The sequence below is a fragment of the Streptomyces swartbergensis genome (assembly GCF_002148965.1).
Taxonomy (GTDB): Bacteria; Actinomycetota; Actinomycetes; order Streptomycetales; family Streptomycetaceae; genus Streptomyces; species Streptomyces swartbergensis.
Genome location: NZ_NGFN01000168.1, coordinates 1 through 17,855, shown reverse-complemented (window position 1 = coordinate 17,855; position 17,855 = coordinate 1). Strand labels below are relative to the sequence as shown.

The following is a 17,855-nucleotide window of genomic DNA, read 5'->3' as shown; positions in this document are numbered from 1 at the left end:
CGCCTATCCCCTGCGCACAGCCCGTGGTGAGTTCGCCGTCGTCGACTCGTCGCCTCAGGCGGGGGCGGAGGTCAAGGGAGTCGTCCTGATGCTGCCCGGATTCACCGGGAGCAAGGAGGACTTCCGGCTGCTCCACGAGCCGCTGGCGGAGCGGGGGTACCGGGTCGTCGCCGTGGACGGGCGGGGGCAGCACGAGTCGGACGGGCCCCGGGACGACGAATCCGCCTACGCCCAGCGGGAACTGGCCCGGGACGTGCTCGCACAGACCGAGGCGCTCGGCGTGCCCGTGCACCTCGTCGGGCACTCGCTCGGCGGACAGATCGCCCGTGCGGCCGTGCTGCTCGACCACTCCCCCTTCCTCTCCCTCACCCTGATGTCGTCCGGCCCGGCGCAGATCTCCGTCTCCCAGCAGCAGCGCGTGAAGCTGCTGCGGGACGCGCTCGCCGTGCTGTCGATGGAGAAGGTGTGGGAGGCCATCCAGGCCATGGGACCGCCGGAGGAGGTCGGCGGGCCCGCCCGCGGCCCCGGCGATCCGGAGCAGTTGCGCCGCCGCTGGCTGGGCCACAGCCCCGCCCAACTTCTCGCCACGGGCCGCCAGTTGTGCACCGAGCCGGATCGCGTCGCCGAACTCGCCGCCGTGCCGCTGCCGTTCCACGTCCTGTCGGGCGCGTATGACGACACATGGCCGGTGGCGATCCTCGACGACATGGCCGTACGGCTGAACGCGCACCGCACGGTCATCGCGGGAGCCGAGCACTCCCCGGGCGCCGATCAGCCCCTGCCGACCGCCCACGCCCTCGCCGACTTCTGGGACGGGACCCGCACGGCCGGAACCCACATGGCCTAGTACTGCGTCTGGAGGTGGTCCCAGAAGCCGTCCCGCAGTGCGCGCCGCAGGTCCGCGTGTCCGCGCAGCGAGTACTGCAGCAGGCTCTCCGCCTCCACGAGCAGGTCCTGGTCCACCGAGCCGGGCAGGTAGGGGTGGCCGGGCAGCAGCTCGACCAGCGTGTCCCGGCCGCGGGCCGCCAGCCACTTCGCCGCGATCTGCGCGCCCACGAACCGCACGTCCTCACGGGTGGGGCGGCCCGCGGTCGTCTCGTAGGCGGGGGCCGCGCGGCGGGAGACGTAGGGCTTGAAGAAGTCGAGGTCGAAGGTGCGCTGGCTGTCGACCTCCCACAGGAGGGGCTCCGCCTGGTTGCGCCCCTCCGGCGCCTCGATGCCCCAGAGGTGGACGCGGGCGCCGTACCCCTGGGCGGCCTCCACCGCCGAGACCAGGTCCTCGTCGCCGCCCAGCAGGGCCGCGTCGCTGATGGCGCGGTGCCGGGCGAGGGACTCCAGGTCGCTGCGGATGAGTGAGTCGACGCCCTTCTGCTGGTTGTTGGAGTTCAGGTTGCCCAGCCGCACCTTCACATCCGGCAGCTCCGCGATGCTCTGCTGCTCCGCCGTGTGGATGCGGCGCCGGGCGCCGTCGTACCAGTAGACCCGCAGCAGCCTGCTGTCCGCGAAGATCGTGCGGGCCGTATCGATGAGCGCGTCGATCAGGCCCTCGGCGTCCAGGTCGAAGGCCCGGCGGTCCTCCGTGCCGGCGACGAGCCGTCCCGCGGCCGCGTAGAGGTACCCGGCATCGACGAAGATCGCGTGGGTCGAGGGCGTCTTCGCCACCTCGGCGAGCATGCGCTGGAGCAGCTCGTTGGTGCGGTCGATGCGGGCGCTCAGGGCCGCGAGGTCGTCGTTCATTGTCTCCATTGTCCCGGCCGTCACACTGCGAACACAACTGGTGCCGATCGGTCCCGTAACGACAGTCTTACGGCTCGGTAATTAGCCGTTCGAAAAATTTCCTTAGCGTAGGGAATGTTTCAACGGTGCAGTCCTGTTGACTCATACGGAACACCGGGCACCGCTGCCTCGTGGGCCGGCCACCGAGTAGTTCTCCTCAGGAGGATGACCAGACGAAGGGAGAAGCCCTTGCGCTTCGAAATCATGCACCTCGACGACGTCGACGGCACGCCCGTGGACACGACCGTCGTGGACGCCGCCTCCGTCAACCGCATCGTTCAGCAGGCCGCCGCCACAGGGCAGCGCCTCTGGATCCGCCCGGCCGGGACCACGGCCTCGTAACGCGCGCCGCTCTCCCACACTTCGCAAGCCCCCGCACGGCATCGGCCGTGCGGGGGCTTCTGCTGTTGCGGACCTCCCTGGTGGGGGGCGTACTGGCTGAGGGGGACGGCGAAGAGCGAGAACAGGACGGTGGACCGCATGTCCGTGACGGGCCGGTCGAACGAGGAACTGCACGAGCAGGCCGTGGCCGAGGCAGCGCAGCGATACGAGGACTCCGCCGCGGAGCGCGAGCGCGTCGAGGGCCGGATGGCGGCCGGTGTGCGGTTCCCGGACAACCCGGACGCGCTCGCCGTGCGGGCCGAGCGGATCCTCGACCGGGGCGGTCTGTCGCCCTCGGCGGTGGTGGCGGACATCCATGGCGAGGCCCTGGACCTGCCCCACACCAACGAACGCATCATCGACCTGTCGAACGAGCTCCAGGCGTGGAGCTTCCTGCCGCGCGGGGTCAGGGCCGGGGCCACGGTCGCCCGGATCACCCTGCGCCGCGACGGCCGCGAGCTTCCGCACGGCACGGGCTTCCTGGTCTCGCCGCGGCTGATGATGACCAACCACCACGTGCTGCCCGACGAGGGCTTCGCCCGCCGGTGCTTCGCGGAGTTCAACGCCCAGGTGACGGTCGACAACGTCCCCGACACCGCCGTCCGCATGGAGCTCGACCCGGGGACCTTCTTCGCCGCGGACAGGCGGCTGGACTTCGCCCTGGTGGCGGTCACGCCCGCCCAGGACGGCCGGCTGCCGGGCGAGGTCTTCGGCTGGAACCGGCTCAGCGTGCAGATCGGCAAGCTGGTGCTCGGTGAGAGGGTGAACATCATCGGTCACCCGGACGGGCGCCTCAAGGAGATCGTGCTGCGTGACAACGCGGTGCTGGTGCGGCTCGACGACTTCGTCCACTACCGGACCGACACCCGCCCCGGAAACTCGGGCTCCCCCGTCTTCAACGACCAGTGGGAAGTCGTGGCCCTGCACCACAGCGGCGTACCGAAGAAGGACGACCAGGGCCGCGTCCTGCGGAAGGACGGCCGGCCCTGGAGCCGGGGCGACGGCGACGACGCGATCGACTGGGTCGCCAACGAGGGCGTCCGCATCAGTTCGATTCTGAAGCATCTGGCCCGGCTGGATCTCGATCCCGGGCGCCGGGCGCTGCTGGCCGAGATGGGCCCGGACTCCGGGCTGGACCAGAGCAGCGCCGCCCCCGCGCCCCAGCCGGAGAGAATCACCCCGGCCGTACCCGGCATCACGACCCCGTCGGTCCCGGGCGTGCCGGTGACGGTGACCATGACCGAGAGCGAGACCCGGGCGCGGACCCCCAAGAAGGGACGCCCGGCCCGCGGCAGCGCCTTCGGCGGCCGTCAGCACCTGGTCTTCCTGCACGGCAGGGACCAGCAGAGCAAGGAACCCGACGACCTCCGGCGGAGCTGGACGTCCGGCCTGAACCGCGGCCTCACGCTCGCGGCACTGCCCACGGTCGACCCGGAGGACGTGTGGTTCCCGTTCTACGGCACGCGCCTGGCCGATCTCGTGAGCGGCCGGGAGAGCACGGCCCGGGCCGTCGGACTCGACGAGGTGAGCGCCGCCGCTGCCGCCGAGGTCTTCGCCGCCGAATCACCCGCCGGCTCCTACGAGCAGCTGCTGTACGAGGCGGCCGCTCGGGCCGGCATGCCCCAGAACGGGCCGGCGACCACGGAGGGCTTCGGTGCGGGGCTGGTCGGCGCGCTGCACCGGCCGCTGAGCTGGCTCGCCGCCCGGTCCGACCTGGACGAGTGGACGATCGCTACGTTCCTGAGGGACGTCGACCTGTACCTCGGCGACAGCTCCGTGCGGCAGACCGTGCTGGACAGCGTCCTGGAGACGATGCCCGCGACCGGCGAACTGGTGCTGGTCACGCACAGCCTGGGCACGGTCGTCGGCATGGACCTGCTGACCCGGCTCCCGGACGGCCTCGACCCCGTCCTGCTGGTCACCGCGGGCAGCCCGCTCGGGCTGGACGTGGTCAACGAGCGGCTCCTCGCCCGCGGCCCGCACCGGCCGCCCAAGGTGCGCGACTGGGTCAACGTCTGGTGCCCCACCGACGCGGTCGCCGTCGGCTGTCCCCTGGAGGACGAGCGGTGGGGCAAGCTCACGCAGCTGGCCGTCCAGAACGGCCGGGACCGCGCGCACAAGATCGAGGAGTACCTCGCCCACGAGAAACCGGCCAGGGAGATCGGCACGGTACTCACCCAAACTGCGTGACCCGGCGGCCCCTCAGCTGCCCTGGATCACCTGCGTGACGCCGTTGATGATCTGCTGCACGGCGATGGCGGACAGCATCATGCCCGCGAGCCGCGTCACCAGGACCACACCGCCGTCCTTGATGATCCGGATGATCACCAGCGAGTAGCGCATCACCAGCCACAGCACGACGTGGATGGCGAGGATCGCCGTCCACACGGACACCTGCGTGGCGACAGTGTGGGCCTTCTGCACGGCGAGGATGACCGACACGATCGCTCCCGGCCCGGCCAGCAGCGGCATGCCCAGCGGCACGAGGGCGACGTTGACGTCCTTGGTCTGCTTGGGCTCGTCCGTCTTGCCGGTCAGCAGATCGAGCGCGATCAGCAGAAGCAGCAGCCCGCCCGCGATCATCAGCGCGGGCACGGACACGTGCAGGTAGTTCAGGATCTGATGCCCGAGCAACCCGAACACGGTGATCACACCACCGGCGACACAGACGGCCTGGAAGGCCATCCGCTTCTGCACCTTGGCGGGCCGTCCGGCGGTGAGCGCGAGGAAGATCGGGGTGATCCCGGGGGGATCCATGATGACGAAGAGGGTCAGGAACAGGGAGCCGAAAACGGCGAGGTCGAACATGAGTGTGATGGCCTTGCGGGAGTACTGAGGGTGGGCAGCGGCGTCCGCGCCGCTGTGGAATGGCGCTCCGCATGGCGGAACAAGTGGGCACAGCCGACAACGCCGGGTACCTGACAACGGACCTACAGGAGAGAAAGCTCAGACCCCGCCGGCCCCGGGCACCGGAAACGCCCCGAAGGCCCGCCGCGTGATCTCCCCGTACACCTCGGGATCCGTCGTGTACTCCCCGAGCACACACGTCTTCCGGCTGCCGTGATAGTCACTGGACCCGGTCACCAGGAGCCCCAGCTCCTTCGCCAGCCCCCGCAGCCGCGCACGCGTGTCCGGGTCATGGTCCATGTGGTCGACCTCGACGCCGTCCAGCCCGGCCGCGGCCATCTCGGCGATCGCGGCCTCCGGCACCGTACGCCCCCGCTTGCTCGCCCCGGGATGCGCGAACACCGCGACCCCGCCCGCGCCCTTGATCAGCCGGATCGCCTCGAACGGATCGGTCTCGTGCTTCTCCACGTAGGCCCGGCCGCCGTCGGCCAGCCAGTCCTGGGTGAAGGCGTCGCTGACGGTCGGCACGACGCCCAGCTCGACGAGCGCGGTCGCCACGTGCGGACGCCCGACGGACCCGTCACCGGCGATCCGCGCCACCTGCTCCCAGGTCACGGGCACGCCCAGCTCCTGAAGCTTGGCGATCATGCCCTGCGCCCGGGGCACCCGGTCGTCCCGGACCAGCTCCCGCTCGGCGAGCAGCGCCGGCTCCTCGGCGTCGAAGAGGTAGGCCAGCATGTGCATGCTGATGCCGTCGAGCCGGCAGGAGAACTCGGCTCCGGTGACCAGCGTGAGGCCCTCGGGCAGCGCGGCGATCGCCTCGGCGTGGCCACGGGTGGTGTCGTGGTCGGTCAGCGCGACGACGTCCAGCCCGGCAGCGGCGGCCTTCCGCACCAGCTCGGCGGGAGCGTCCGTACCGTCGGAAGCGGTGGAGTGGGTGTGCAGGTCGATGCGCACGACGCGGACTCCAGACACGGACGGGACGAGCAGGGCTGCTCAAGGATAACCGGACTTTCGCCGACTCCTGTCACAGCCGAAACAGCGAAGCGCCCCCTACACATGACGCCCTACGGCTGAAGCAACCGCGGCGACAACGCCCCGCACGGCACCAACTCCACCTCGGCACCCGCATCCCGCAGATCCGCCAGCACCAGCTCGTCGTACATCAGCAACCCGGACTGCTCCGGCCACACGACCGCCCACAGCCACATCCCGAGCGCCTCCCCCGCGAACACCGCCCGGTCGTCCGGCGCCCCGGACACGTGCCACAACGGGGTAGGACGCCCCGCGGCCAGCACCTTCGCCTGAGCCGGCTTCCCGACGTCGATGTACGGCCCCGGATCCGGACCGTCCATGCCCGCGTACCGCGCACCGAGTCCGACGCCGAGCTCCTCCGCCACCAGGATCAGCTCGCCCATCCCGCCGAGCGGGCCGGGCCCCGTGCAGGCCACGGCCGTGGCGCGGCCACCCGTACGGTCGTCCCCCGCGCAGGCCACGCCCGTGAACAGCCAGCCCACCGGCAGCGGCCAGGGCATCCACACCGGCACGCGGGTGCGGTGCACCACGACGTTGAGGGCGTCGACGCTGGGCGGTATCACGGGCTGCACCGGATGGACGGTGCCGTGCACATCGCACTGCCACGAGTCGGAGAAGAGGCCGGGAGCCCTGACCCGGCCACCGCACTTCGGGCAACTGGGTTCGCCCCTCATAGGGCCCCACGGTCCTACCCCCGCCCCGTCGCGTCAAGGACGATCACCCAACCGGACGGAACCCTTCACTCCCACACTAGATGTAGCTTGCATTAATTAGCCTAGCTAACTTAGTATGTGCATATACCAACTATTTCCGTTCGGGAAAGGGAGCAACCATGGACCCCTTCGACGCCGGAGCGGGCGGCCTTCTGAAGCAGCCCAAGTCCGTGTGGGCGACCGCCGGGGCGTCGGTCGTCGCCTTCATGGGCATCGGACTGGTCGACCCGATCCTGCCGTCCATCGCCCAGGGCCTGCATGCCACGGCGAGCCAGGTCTCCCTGCTCTTCACCTCGTACTTCCTCATCACCGCCGTCGCGATGCTGGTGACCGGCTTCGTCTCCAGCCGGATCGGCGGCCGCAGGACACTGCTGCTCGGCCTGGCGTTCGTCGTGGTGTTCGCCGGGCTCGCGGGCACCTCCGGATCCGTCGGCGAACTCGTCGGGTTCCGGGCCGGCTGGGGCCTCGGCAACGCGCTGTTCGTCTCAACGGCCCTCGCGGTCATCGTCGGCGCGGCGGCCGGCGGGAGCGCGGCGGCGATCCTGCTGTACGAGTCGGCCCTCGGCCTCGGTATGGCGTGCGGCCCGCTGCTGGGCGCCCTGCTCGGGGACGCCAGCTGGCGCTACCCGTTCTTCGGTACGGCGTTCCTGATGGCGGTCGGCTTCCTGTGCATCGCCGTTTTCCTGAAGGAGCAGCCCAAGCCGGCCCGCAAGACCTCGCTCCTGGACCCGGTCAAGGCACTGGGCCACGGCGGCCTCGCCTCGGCGGCGGTCTCGGCGTTCTTCTACAACTACACGTTCTTCACCGTGCTGGCCTTCACGCCGTTCGTGCTGAACATGAGCCCGTACCGGTCGGGGGCGGTGTTCTTCGCCTGGGGTGTGCTGCTCGCCGTCTTCTCGGTGATCGTGGCGCCCCGGCTCCAGAAGCGGTTCGGCTCGCTGAAGGTGCTCGGCGGTTCGCTGGTGCTGCTCGCGGCCGACGTGCTCGTGCTCGGCTACGGCGACCACACGACTGCCGTGGTCTGCACGATCCTGTCCGGCGCCTTCATCGGCGTGAACAACACCGTCTACACCGAGCTGACCCTCGGCGTCTCGGACGCGCCCCGGCCGGTGGCGAGCGCGGGCTACAACTTCGTGCGCTGGTTCGCGGCGGCGGCTGCCCCGTACTTCGCGCCGAAGATCGAGGAGTGGACCGACCTCCACATCCCGTTCGTGGTGGCGGCGGTCACCGCGCTCGTGGGCGCGCTCGTGGTCGTCGTACGGCGGAAGGCGCTCACGGCGGAGGCCGAGGAGCTGGAGCCGGAGCACGCGACCGAGGACAGTGTCACCGTCTTCGCCAACTGACGCCTTCCGGCCAGGGTTTGGTGAGCTTCCTCACTCCAGCGGGACGGACTTCCGGGACGGATCCCGGAGGTCCGTCCCCTGGTTCAGCCACCGCTCCTGGAGCGCCTGGGCGCCGTGGACGCGCTTCCAGGCGGCCTCGTTCGGGGTCATCGGCAGCAGCGGCAGGAACCGCACGGGGTCCAGGGGCTCGTCGAGCTCCAGGTCCTCGACCAGGCCGCCCGGCTCGGCGACCAGGACCGAGGTGAACGGAGCGCCGGTCCACAGCGGCCCGCCGACGTCGAGGGAGGCCCCCGGAGCCACGACCAGTCCCTCCACCTGCGGAGACGCGGCGAGTACGGCGAGCGGGCGGAGCACCTTGTCGGTGTCGGCCAGCCCGGCACGCACCGAGAGGACAAGCTCGGCGCGCGGCCCCTTGACCGGGTCGGCGACCACCGACGTGGGGTCCGTCATGGGGTGCTCGGACATGCCGAGCGTGGCGTAGCGGACGATGTCCCCCTCCTGGAAGCGGAGCACCTCGATACGGTCCGTGCCCAGGAAGGTGACCGCGGCGCGCGCGTCCGGTTCGCCCAGCGCGGTGCGCAACCGGGCTTCGACCAGAGGAAGAACATGTGCCATGCGGCGAGCATAGAACTCGTCAGTAGCGGGCAAACAAGCGCCTTGACACGTCGGGCGACTGCTACTCTTGCCCGGTGGTTCGGGGCAGCACGCAGAAGCGTCGCGATCAAGCCCCGACGCCGAAGGAACTCCCTTACGAGGGACCGGCCGGAGGAGGTGGGACTGCAATGGACCGAAGTCGACCGTGCAGTAGCACCACGCTCTTCCCGCCGCTGACGTAGCTGTTCTGGCTCTGGCTGGTCGCCACCTCTCGCACTCGCCTCACCGCGGAAGAGCGCTTCGTTTCGCTTTGCCTGATCTGCCTCAGAAGCTGAATCAGTAACGAGACTCGCCACCGCGACGGTGCGGTGCTCCCCGCTTTGTGGACGTGCCAAACATCATCGGTCCCAACGTCCTCATTCCGGGTAGTTCCACCTGTCGGGTGCAGCGCCTTTCGTTGCCTGTCGCGAAGGAGCCCGCCATGTCGATGATCCGCGACCTGCGCGCCGTCGTCCGTCCGTCCCTCGTGTCGCTGCGCAAGGACGGTGCGACGTACGACGCCACCCGCCCGGCGACGGCCTCCGCCGTCGTCGACTGCGCCGTCTACCGGGACGGCCGCCGCATCGAGACCGAGACCCCGCTGACCCCGCACGAGGCGGTGCGCCTGGTGCGCCGCGACGGCGGCTTCGTGTGGATCGGCCTGCACGAGCCGACCGAGGCCGAATTCTCCGGCATCGCCAGTGAGTTCGGGCTGCACCCGCTGGCCGTGGAGGACGCCGTCCAGGCCCACCAGCGGCCCAAGCTGGAGCGCTACGACGACTCCCTCTTCACGGTGTTCAAGACCATCCACTACGTGGAGCACGACCAGCTGGACGCCAACAGCGAGGTCGTCGAGACCGGCGAGGTCATGTGCTTCACCGGACGGGACTTCTTCATCACCGTCCGGCACGGCGGACAGGGTTCCCTGCGGGCCCTGCGGCACCGGCTCCAGGACGACCCCGAGCTGCTGTCCAAGGGCCCCTCGGCGGTGCTGCACGCCATCGCCGACCACGTCGTCGACGGCTACATCGCGGTCGCCGACGCCGTGCAGGACGACATCGACGAGGTCGAGACCGAGGTGTTCTCCCCGGGCCGCAAGGGCTCGCCGCGTGGCTCGGACGCCGGACGGATCTACCAACTCAAGCGCGAGGTACTGGAGTTCAAGCGGGCCGTGTCGCCGCTGCTGCGGCCCATGCAGCTGCTGAGCGAGCGGCCGATGCGGCTGATCGACCCGGACATCCAGAAGTACTTCCGGGACGTCGCCGACCACCTGGCCCGCGTGCAGGAGCAGGTGCTCGGCTTCGACGAGCTGCTCAACTCCATCCTCCAGGCCAACCTCGCGCAGGCGTCCGTGGCGCAGAACGAGGACATGCGGAAGATCACCTCGTGGGCCGCGATCATCGCCGTGCCGACGATGGTGTGCGGGGTGTACGGCATGAACTTCGACCACATGCCGGAGCTGCACTGGCGGTACGGCTACCCGGTGATCATGGGCATCACCGTGGTCATCTGCCTGGGCATCCATCGCACGCTGAAGCGGAACGGCTGGCTGTGAACGGCGTGGATAGGCTGGGGGCCATGACAAGCGAGCTGCTCGACCGCGCCCTCGTCGAGGAGGCCACGAAGAAGTCCGGCCTCGTCTGGGTCCAGGGCACCGACGGGCCGGCGCGTGCGCTGTGGCACGTGTGGCACGAGGGGGCCGCGTGCCTGGTCGGCGACGGGCCCGGGGAGCAACCGCTGCCGGGTCTGGCCGACGGGTCCGAGGCCCGGGTGACGGTCCGCAGCAAGGACAAGGGGGGCCGGCTGGTCTCCTGGACGGCCCGGGTCACCCAGCTCGCACCGGGCTCCGAGGCGTGGGACGCGGCGGTCGCCGAGCTCAAGGGCAAGCGGCTGAACGCGCCCGACGGCGAGGCCATGACCGACCGCTGGGCCCGCGAGTGCCGGGTGCTGCGCCTGGAGCCGACCGGGGCGACGGCACCGCTGCCCGACGACTCCCTGTCCGAGCCGCCGCTGCCGACCCCGGCGATCACCCGCCGGCCGATTCCGGCGGGTCTGCCCCGCCTGCTGCTGAAGAAGCGCAAACGCACCTGACGGCCCGCACGGCCTACGAGGTCGGCAGCTGCCTGCCGTAGTCCACCGTCTCGTTCTTCTCCGGCTCCCTCAGGGAGAAGTCCTGCCCCCAGGCGGAGAACGTGAGGGTACCCGCCCCACCGGCCCGCTCCAGGCGCAGCGGATACGGCTTGCCCTCCAGGGACACCTCCAGGGTGCCGCCGGAGCCCTTGTCGCCCGAGATGCGGATGGTGCGGATGCCCGCCTGCTCGTCGTGGCCGTCCGTGGCGAGCTTGCCGTGCAGGGTCAGCAAACCGTCGAGGAGGACACCCTTGTCCGTGAAACCGCTGAACTTCTGGTACGAAGGGTCGCCCTGCGGCACCTTCACGAACTTGCCGCCGAGCTTGGACGCCGCGGCGGCGTCCGCCTCGCCGTCCCCGCCCTGGCCCGCGCCGTGACTCCAGAACTCCGCGTCGGCCTTGAGGAAGAGCTGCTCGCCGACGCGCAGCAGCCGGAAGGTCGCCCCCTCGGTGGTGACCGATCCCTCGCCGCCGTCGTCCTTCAGCCGCATGTCGAGCGCGTACGTGCGCTCGCCGCTGACGACGTTCCCGTGCACCCGGACCGCCCCGGCGGACTCGGCGACCGAACGGGTCTTGGCCTGGATCTTCTCGGCGGACAGTCTGCCGACCCCGTTGGTGCCCTCGTTCGGATCCTCCGCGCAGCCCGTGAGCACCGTTCCGGTCACGGCCAGTGCGCAGATCGCGCTCGCGAGTGCGGCACTGTGATTGCGGCCCTGGCGAATCGGAGTCACAGGTGGGGCTGCCTCTCTGACGGGAGACCTGAACGGCGTACCGCAGGGTACCGGGCACGTGCGGGCAGGTCGGAGCCAGTCCGCCCGGACCGCCCGCCGACGCGGCCCCGATCGGGACGGGCTAGCCTGAAGCCCACCCGAGCGGGCAATTCGCAAGACACAGCGACAAAGACAGGCACACAGACAGGGACCACGAACCACCCCGTACGAAAAGGAGCCGCGGCCATGGCAGCGGGCGCCCCCCGGATCTTCGTATCGCACCTCTCCGGTGTCGCCGTCTTCGACCCCGCCGGCGACCAGGTGGGGCGTGTCCGCGATCTGGTCGTCATGCTGCGGATGGGGCAGCGACCGCCCAGGCTGCTCGGCCTCGTCGTCGAACTCGCCACCCGCCGCCGCATCTTCCTGCCGATGACCCGGGTCACCGCCATCCAGTCCGGGCAGGTCATCACCACCGGCGTGCTCAACGTCCGGCGCTTCGAGCAGCGGCCCACCGAGCGGCTGGTCTTCGGGGAGCTGCTGGACCGGCGCGTCACGCTCACCGAGACCGGCGAGGAGGTCACCGTCCTCGACCTGTCGGTGCATCAGCTGCCGGCCCGCCGGGAGTGGGAGATCGACCGGGTCTTCGTCCGCAAGGGCCGGAAGGGAAGTGCCTTCCGGCGCGCCAAGGGCGAGGCGCTGACCGTCGAGTGGACCGCCGTGACCGGCTTCTCGCTGGAGGAGCAGGGGCAGGGCGCCGAGAGCCTGCTCGCCACGTTCGAGCAGCTGCGCCCCGCCGACCTGGCCAACGTCCTGCACCACCTCTCCCCCAAGCGCCGCGCCGAGGTCGCCGCCGCCCTCGACGACGACCGGCTGGCCGACGTGCTGGAGGAACTCCCGGAGGACGACCAGATCGAGATCCTCGGCAAGCTGAAGCAGGAGCGCGCCGCCGACGTCCTGGAGGCCATGGACCCCGACGACGCGGCCGACCTGCTGGGCGAGCTGCCGACGGACGAGCAGGAGCGGCTGCTGAGCCTGATGCAGCCCGGCGACGCGGCCGACATGCGGCGCCTGATGTCGTACGAGGACCGCACGGCCGGCGGTCTGATGACCACCGAGCCGATCGTGCTGCGCCCGGACGCCACCGTCGCCGACGCCCTCGCCCGCGTGCGCAACCCCGACCTCTCCCCCGCCCTGGCCGCCCAGGTGTACGTCTGCCGGCCACCGGACGAGACGCCGACCGGCAAGTACCTCGGCACGGTCCACTTCCAGCGCCTGCTGCGCGAGCCACCACCCACCCTGGTCAGCTCGATCGTGGACAGCGACCTGCAACCGCTCGACCCCGACGCGGACCTGCCCGCCATCGCCGGGTTCTTCGCCACGTACGACATGGTCGCTGCGCCCGTGGTCGACGAGGCAGGCTCACTGCTGGGGGCGGTGACCGTGGACGACGTCCTCGACCACATGCTCCCGGAGGACTGGCGGGAGACCGAGTTCCACCTGGACGAGGAGGAGGTGGCGACCGATGGTTCCTGAGCGCGAGACCCTGCGCGAGCGCATTCCGTCCGGCTCGACGGCGGCAGGCCGGCCGCGCACCGCCCGCCTCGACCAGCCGGGCGTGCCCAAGCACCGGATCCTGCCCGAGTACGACCCGGAGGCCTTCGGACGGTTCTCGGAGCGCATCGCGCGCTTCCTCGGCACCGGGCGGTTCCTGGTCTGGATGACGGCCGCCATCATCCTGTGGGTGGCCTGGAACACCCTCGCCCCGCGCGACCTGCGCTTCGACGAGTACCCGTTCATCTTCCTGACCCTGATGCTGTCGCTCCAGGCCTCCTACGCCGCCCCGCTGATCCTGCTCGCGCAGAACCGGCAGGACGACCGCGACCGGGTCAATCTGGAGCAGGACCGCAAGCAGAACGAGCGGTCGATCGCGGACACCGAGTACCTGACCCGCGAGGTCGCGGCCCTGCGCATCGGCCTGGGCGAGGTCGCCACCCGCGACTGGCTCCGCTCGGAACTCCAGGACGTGGTCAAGGAACTGGAGGAGCGGTACAACGGCCACCGTCACGGCTCGGTCGTATTCCCGGCGGAACGGTCACCGGGACGTGACGCAGACGACCGCTGACAACCTTTCCTACGCAACGGTACGGCGCCGTACCATCGACCCTATGGCTACGGAAGACGCGGTGCGCGAGGCACTGGCGACGGTGAACGACCCCGAGATCCACAAGCCCATCACCGAACTCGGGATGGTCAAATCGGTGGAGATCGGTGCGGACGGGGCGGTCGCGGTCACCGTGTACCTGACGGTCTCGGGCTGCCCGATGCGGGACACGATCACGCAGCGTGTGACCGAGGCGGTCTCCCGCGTGGAGGGGGTCACCCGCGTCGACGTCACGCTCGACGTGATGAGCGACGAGCAGCGCCGCGAGCTGGCGTCCGCCCTGCGCGGCGGCCAGACCGAGCGGGAGGTCCCCTTCGCCAAGCCGGGGAGCCTGACCCGCGTCTACGCGGTCGCCTCCGGCAAGGGCGGCGTGGGCAAGTCCTCGGTGACGGTGAACCTGGCGGCGGCGATGGCGGCCGACGGCCTGAAGGTCGGTGTCGTCGACGCCGACATCTACGGTCACAGCGTGCCGCGCATGCTGGGCGCCGACGGCAGTCCCACCCAGGTCGAGAACATGATCATGCCGCCGTCGGCGCACGGCGTGAAGGTCATCTCCATCGGCATGTTCACGCCCGGCAACACCCCGGTCGTCTGGCGCGGCCCGATGCTGCACCGCGCCCTCCAGCAGTTCCTGGCGGACGTGTACTGGGGCGACCTGGACGTCCTCCTGCTGGACCTGCCGCCCGGCACGGGCGACATCGCGATCTCCGTGGCCCAGCTGGTCCCGAACGCCGAGATCCTGGTCGTCACGACCCCGCAGCAGGCCGCTGCCGAGGTCGCCGAGCGCGCCGGCTCCATCGCCGTCCAGACCCACCAGAAGATCGTCGGCGTGGTCGAGAACATGTCCGGCCTGCCCTGCCCGCACTGCGGCGAGATGGTCGACGTCTTCGGCACGGGCGGCGGCCAGGCGGTCGCCGACGGCCTGACCCGCACGACCGGCACGAACGTCCCGGTCCTCGGCAGCATCCCCATCGACGTCCGCCTCCGCGAGGGCGGCGACGAGGGCAGGCCGGTCGTCCTGACGGACCCGGACTCCCCGGCGGGCGCGGCCCTGCGGGCGATCTCGGGGAAGCTGGGAGGACGACAGCGGGGCCTGTCGGGCCTGTCCCTGGGGATCACTCCGAGGAACAAGTTCTAGGACGCCCCTGGTTTTCAGGGGCGCGGGGCTGTGTCGATATGCGGCTCCGCCGCGTGGGCGCGAGCAACCACGAACGACCCGCACCCGCCCGCTCACGGCAACCCCTGCGGCGAAGGGGCGCCGAACCGAGAAGGGGCGCCGAACCGAACCCGGCGCCCCACAACTCACGCGTACGCGGCGATGTCCTTGACCACGGCGAAGCCGAGCCCATACGCACTCATGCCCCTGCCGTACGCCCCGACATGGACCCCGGCCGTGGTGGAACCGGCGAGCACCCACCCGAACTCCGACTCCCGGTAGTGGAACGCCGTCGGCACACCGTCCACCGGCAGCGACAACGTCGACCAGTCGGAGCCGTCCAGGTCATCCGCCAGCACCCACGCCGTCTCCGTCTGCTGCTCCAGCCAGTCGTCCCGCAGGGAGTGGTCCATCTGCCCGGGCCACGTGAAGGACAGCAGCCCCACGCCCGCGAGCCACGCCGCCGAGGACACCGACGTCGCCTCCAGCAACCCCGTGCCGTCCGCACTGCGCCGTGAGGGACTCGCCGCCACGGTCACCACGACCGCGAACTTCTCCTTGGCCTCCTGATCACCCCCGGCGGCGAACTCGTTGCGCAACGTCGGCTCGTCACCGTGCCCGATCGACCCGTGTTCCACGGCTCCGTCGGCCGTCGTGCCGACCTGCATCAGCCAGCGCGGCCCCGTGAACGCCTCGTCGAGGCCGTACCACGGGAAGGGCGCGCGCAGGTAGCCGTCGACCGTAGGCCGGGCGGAGGGGGCCTGTTGTCCGCCCTCCGCGGCCGGCGCCTGTGCGACTGCCCGACTCGTCGTCTCCATATGCCCGGACGCCTCCTCGCTCTCGTCGGGCCGGAACGGCCCGCCCCCCTTCGGGCGGCGCTGCTGTTCCAGTACGGCCCGCCCATCAACTCGGCAGCATAGCCACACCGCTGCGAGCAGCAGGGAAACCGCCCGGCGCGTGGGCCGCACGGGCGCCTCGTTCAGGCCGTACACAGCCCGACCGGAGTATGAAACGCGTCACGCACGCCGGGGGCGTACGCCCCGGTGTGTCGTTCAGGTGGCGTCCGCGTCGAAGGGCGGCCGGTCGTCCCGGTCGGCGGTCTCGGGCTTCTTCGTCATGTCGATACGGCCGCCGGACGAGCCGGAGGACGACGAGGAGGACGTGTCGGAGTCACGGCCGTGGACGGCGTCGGTGACCTCGGCCATCTCCTTCTTCAGGTCGAAGCCGTTGCGGATCTCCTTGAGCCCCAGGTCCTCGTTGTCCAGCTGCTTGCGGATGAACGTCTTGGGGTTGAGGTCCTCGAACTCGAAGTCCTTGAACTCCGGGCCCAGTTCCTCCCGGATGTCCTGCTTGGCGCTTTCCGAGAACTCACGGATCTTCCGGATCGTGCGGGTGACGTCCTGGATGACCTTGGGGAGCTTGTCCGGACCGAAAACGAGCACGGCAAGGACGATGATCGTCACCAGCTCGAGTGGTCCTATGTCATTGAACACCTGAAGCTCCTTGCGATGTCCTCGGTCCTCGGCCCTCAGTGGTCATGCGGGTCTTGCCGTGGTCCGGGCCGAACCCACGGTACCCGGCGATCCTGTCTGACCGGTACCGTCCCGAGACTTCCGAGTGCGGGGAGTGGGAGCGCTTTCCCGAATGTTTGCCTTCTTCATCCTTGTAAGTCCCGGACATCACGACTCAGCTGCCGCCGGAGGAGCCGAGGACGAGCGACACCGTCCGCTCCTTGCCGGCGCGCTCCACGGTCAGCTCCAGCCGGTCGCCGGGGCGGTGGGCACGGGTCTTGACGATCAGTTCCTCGCCGGAGTGGACGCGCTGCCCGTCGACCTCCGTGATGACGTCGCCCGCCTTGATACCGGCCTTGGCGCCCGGACCGCCCACGGTCACCGGGGGTCCGCCCTCGCTGCCCTCGGCAGCGACGCGGGCGCCGTCGCCCGTGTAGTCCATGTCGAGCGTGATGCCGATCACCGGGTGGGTCGCCTTCCCGGTGTTGATCAGTTCCTCGGCAACGCGCTTGCCCTGGTTGATGGGTATGGCGAAGCCGAGGCCTATCGAGCCGGACTGGCCGCTGTCCGGCTCGGAGCCGCTGCCCGCCGACCGGATGGCCGAGTTGATGCCGATGACCCGGGCCTTGGCGTCGAGCAGGGGACCGCCGGAGTTGCCCGGGTTGATGGGCGCGTCGGTCTGCAGCGCGTCGACGTACGACACGTCGCTGCCGTCGCCCTTCTCGCCTCCCGCCGTGATGGGCCGCTGCTTGGCGCTGATGATGCCGGAGGTGACGGTGCCGGCCAGGTCGAAGGGCGCGCCGATCGCCACGACCGGGTCGCCGACCTGCACGTTGTCCGAGTTGCCGAGGGGCAGCGGGGTGAGTCCGCGCACGCCCTTCACCTTGACGACGGCGAGGTCGTAGCCGCTGTCCCGGCCGACGAGCTCGGCCTGGGCGGTCTCCCCGCCGTTGAAGGTCACCGTGATCTCGCCGGTGGATCCGGCGGACTGCACGACGTGGTTGTTGGTGAGGATGTGGCCGCGGGTGTCGAGCACGAAGCCGGTGCCCGTGCCCTGCTCGCCGGAGCCGCTCACATGCAGGGTGACCACGCTGGGCAGGGCCCGCCCGGCGATCCCCGCCACACTGTCCGCGTCCCGCCCGGCGGGCTCCTGCCCGGCCTGGGGCAGCTCGACCGTCCCGACGCCGCCGTTCCGCTCCAGATACGTCCCCATGACGCCGCCGACGCCCCCGGACACGAGCGCGAGCAGCACGGCGGCACCGGCCAGCGCCTTCCTGCCCCGTCGGCGCCGCTGCTCCGTGCTGGGCACCCCGGCACCGTTCTGCTGGAGAGGGCCGTGGCCGCCAGGGGGCACGGGAGCCGCCCAGGGGTCGTAGCGCTGCCAGGGATCGGGGGCGGGGGCCGAGGGCTGGGCGTCGGCGTGGACAGCCACAGCGGGCAGCGGTGTGGGGGCGCTGGGG

18 protein-coding genes are annotated in these 17,855 nt (G+C 70.7%); 9 read left to right on the top strand and 9 right to left on the bottom strand.

The genetic code is table 11. The features are described from left to right. Positions 1 to 847, top strand: an 847-nt coding sequence (locus CA983_RS24880) for an alpha/beta fold hydrolase (protein WP_244207091.1), incomplete at its 5' end; no start/stop codon positions are given. Here the strand turns inward: CA983_RS24880 and CA983_RS24875 are convergent. Next, positions 844 to 1,737 carry an NYN domain-containing protein gene (locus CA983_RS24875; RefSeq protein ID WP_086603100.1) on the bottom strand — a complete coding sequence of 298 codons (894 nt, stop codon included), beginning with the start codon at positions 1,735 to 1,737 and terminating at the stop codon, positions 844 to 846. The genes CA983_RS24880 and CA983_RS24875 overlap by 4 nt on opposite strands. 204 nt (positions 1,738 to 1,941) lie before the next feature. On the opposite strand from CA983_RS24875, the gene CA983_RS24870 reads away from it, so the two are divergent. Both CA983_RS24870 and CA983_RS24865 read left to right on the top strand, forming a co-directional pair. Continuing rightward, positions 1,942 to 2,118 carry a hypothetical protein gene (locus CA983_RS24870; protein WP_167337993.1) on the top strand — a complete coding sequence of 59 codons (177 nt, stop codon included), beginning with the start codon at positions 1,942 to 1,944 and terminating at the stop codon, positions 2,116 to 2,118. 138 nt (positions 2,119 to 2,256) lie between these two features. Then, positions 2,257 to 4,347, top strand: a complete 2,091-nt coding sequence (locus CA983_RS24865; RefSeq protein ID WP_086603099.1) for a trypsin-like serine peptidase — start codon at positions 2,257 to 2,259, stop codon at positions 4,345 to 4,347. A 12-nt stretch (positions 4,348 to 4,359) separates the two neighbouring features. Here the strand turns inward: CA983_RS24865 and CA983_RS24860 are convergent, their stop codons facing one another. From CA983_RS24860 to CA983_RS24850, 3 genes are all read right to left on the bottom strand, one after another. Further along, positions 4,360 to 4,965, bottom strand: a complete 606-nt coding sequence (locus tag CA983_RS24860; RefSeq protein WP_086603098.1) for a MarC family protein — start codon at positions 4,963 to 4,965, stop codon at positions 4,360 to 4,362. Between the two features lie 138 nt (positions 4,966 to 5,103). Next, positions 5,104 to 5,961, bottom strand: a complete 858-nt coding sequence (locus tag CA983_RS24855) for a PHP domain-containing protein (RefSeq protein WP_086603097.1) — start codon at positions 5,959 to 5,961, stop codon at positions 5,104 to 5,106. Between the two features lie 110 nt (positions 5,962 to 6,071). Then, on the bottom strand, positions 6,072 to 6,713 hold the full coding sequence (locus tag CA983_RS24850) for a DUF6758 family protein (RefSeq protein WP_086603096.1): 642 nt from the start codon (positions 6,711 to 6,713) through the stop codon (positions 6,072 to 6,074). A gap of 158 nt (positions 6,714 to 6,871) precedes the next feature. Between CA983_RS24850 and CA983_RS24845 the strand changes: the two genes are divergently transcribed. Continuing rightward, on the top strand, positions 6,872 to 8,095 hold the full coding sequence (locus CA983_RS24845; protein ID WP_086603095.1) for an MFS transporter: 1,224 nt from the start codon (positions 6,872 to 6,874) through the stop codon (positions 8,093 to 8,095). Positions 8,096 to 8,125: 30 nt separating this feature from the next. Here CA983_RS24845 and CA983_RS24840 read toward each other — a convergent pair whose 3' ends face one another. Next, positions 8,126 to 8,710, bottom strand: a complete 585-nt coding sequence (locus CA983_RS24840) for a suppressor of fused domain protein (protein WP_086603094.1) — start codon at positions 8,708 to 8,710, stop codon at positions 8,126 to 8,128. Between the two features lie 460 nt (positions 8,711 to 9,170). On the opposite strand from CA983_RS24840, the gene CA983_RS24835 reads away from it, so the two are divergent. Then, on the top strand, positions 9,171 to 10,283 hold the full coding sequence (locus CA983_RS24835; protein ID WP_086603093.1) for a magnesium and cobalt transport protein CorA: 1,113 nt from the start codon (positions 9,171 to 9,173) through the stop codon (positions 10,281 to 10,283). Positions 10,284 to 10,306: 23 nt separating this feature from the next. After that, on the top strand, positions 10,307 to 10,819 hold the full coding sequence (locus tag CA983_RS24830) for a hypothetical protein (RefSeq protein ID WP_086603092.1): 513 nt from the start codon (positions 10,307 to 10,309) through the stop codon (positions 10,817 to 10,819). A gap of 13 nt (positions 10,820 to 10,832) precedes the next feature. Here CA983_RS24830 and CA983_RS24825 read toward each other — a convergent pair whose 3' ends face one another. Then, entirely contained in the window at positions 10,833 to 11,588 is a 756-nt protein-coding gene (locus tag CA983_RS24825) for a hypothetical protein (protein WP_086603091.1), read from the bottom strand. A gap of 225 nt (positions 11,589 to 11,813) precedes the next feature. On the opposite strand from CA983_RS24825, the gene CA983_RS24820 reads away from it, so the two are divergent. The 3 genes from CA983_RS24820 to CA983_RS24810 are packed head-to-tail and all read left to right on the top strand — an operon-like array spanning position 11,814 to position 14,866. Next, complete coding sequence (locus tag CA983_RS24820; protein ID WP_086603090.1) at positions 11,814 to 13,100, top strand: magnesium transporter MgtE N-terminal domain-containing protein; 1,287 nt, start codon at positions 11,814 to 11,816, stop codon at positions 13,098 to 13,100. Continuing rightward, complete coding sequence (locus CA983_RS24815) at positions 13,090 to 13,689, top strand: DUF1003 domain-containing protein (protein WP_086603089.1); 600 nt, start codon at positions 13,090 to 13,092, stop codon at positions 13,687 to 13,689. The genes CA983_RS24820 and CA983_RS24815 overlap by 11 nt, the downstream gene beginning before the upstream one ends. Positions 13,690 to 13,732: 43 nt before the next feature. Then, on the top strand, positions 13,733 to 14,866 hold the full coding sequence (locus CA983_RS24810) for an Mrp/NBP35 family ATP-binding protein (protein WP_086603088.1): 1,134 nt from the start codon (positions 13,733 to 13,735) through the stop codon (positions 14,864 to 14,866). Positions 14,867 to 15,030: 164 nt separating this feature from the next. Here the strand turns inward: CA983_RS24810 and CA983_RS24805 are convergent, their stop codons facing one another. The 3 genes from CA983_RS24805 to CA983_RS24795 form a co-directional block, all read right to left on the bottom strand. Beyond that, positions 15,031 to 15,702 carry a hypothetical protein gene (locus CA983_RS24805; RefSeq protein WP_208637029.1) on the bottom strand — a complete coding sequence of 224 codons (672 nt, stop codon included), beginning with the start codon at positions 15,700 to 15,702 and terminating at the stop codon, positions 15,031 to 15,033. Between the two features lie 234 nt (positions 15,703 to 15,936). Further along, positions 15,937 to 16,377, bottom strand: a complete 441-nt coding sequence (locus tag CA983_RS24800) for a sec-independent translocase (protein ID WP_086603087.1) — start codon at positions 16,375 to 16,377, stop codon at positions 15,937 to 15,939. Positions 16,378 to 16,570: 193 nt separating this feature from the next. Beyond that, on the bottom strand, positions 16,571 to 17,855 hold a 1,285-nt coding region (locus CA983_RS24795), incomplete at its 5' end, for a S1C family serine protease (RefSeq protein WP_107500273.1).

What these genes read in the sequence shown, in the direction of transcription:
- CA983_RS24815 (WP_086603089.1), top strand. Translation starts at nt 13,090, where the DNA reads ATGGTTCCTGAGCGCGAGACCCTGCGCGAGCGCATTCCGTCCGGCTCG.
- CA983_RS24820 (WP_086603090.1), top strand. Translation starts at nt 11,814, where the DNA reads ATGGCAGCGGGCGCCCCCCGGATCTTCGTATCGCACCTCTCCGGTGTC.
- CA983_RS24860 (WP_086603098.1), bottom strand. Translation starts at nt 4,965, where the DNA reads ATGTTCGACCTCGCCGTTTTCGGCTCCCTGTTCCTGACCCTCTTCGTC.
- CA983_RS24835 (WP_086603093.1), top strand. Translation starts at nt 9,171, where the DNA reads ATGTCGATGATCCGCGACCTGCGCGCCGTCGTCCGTCCGTCCCTCGTG.
- CA983_RS24805 (WP_208637029.1), bottom strand. Translation starts at nt 15,702, where the DNA reads ATGGAGACGACGAGTCGGGCAGTCGCACAGGCGCCGGCCGCGGAGGGC.
- CA983_RS24870 (WP_167337993.1), top strand. Translation starts at nt 1,942, where the DNA reads ATGACCAGACGAAGGGAGAAGCCCTTGCGCTTCGAAATCATGCACCTC.
- CA983_RS24840 (WP_086603094.1), bottom strand. Translation starts at nt 8,710, where the DNA reads ATGGCACATGTTCTTCCTCTGGTCGAAGCCCGGTTGCGCACCGCGCTG.
- CA983_RS24845 (WP_086603095.1), top strand. Translation starts at nt 6,872, where the DNA reads ATGGACCCCTTCGACGCCGGAGCGGGCGGCCTTCTGAAGCAGCCCAAG.
- CA983_RS24830 (WP_086603092.1), top strand. Translation starts at nt 10,307, where the DNA reads ATGACAAGCGAGCTGCTCGACCGCGCCCTCGTCGAGGAGGCCACGAAG.
- CA983_RS24810 (WP_086603088.1), top strand. Translation starts at nt 13,733, where the DNA reads ATGGCTACGGAAGACGCGGTGCGCGAGGCACTGGCGACGGTGAACGAC.
- CA983_RS24875 (WP_086603100.1), bottom strand. Translation starts at nt 1,737, where the DNA reads ATGAACGACGACCTCGCGGCCCTGAGCGCCCGCATCGACCGCACCAAC.
- CA983_RS24850 (WP_086603096.1), bottom strand. Translation starts at nt 6,713, where the DNA reads ATGAGGGGCGAACCCAGTTGCCCGAAGTGCGGTGGCCGGGTCAGGGCT.
- CA983_RS24865 (WP_086603099.1), top strand. Translation starts at nt 2,257, where the DNA reads ATGTCCGTGACGGGCCGGTCGAACGAGGAACTGCACGAGCAGGCCGTG.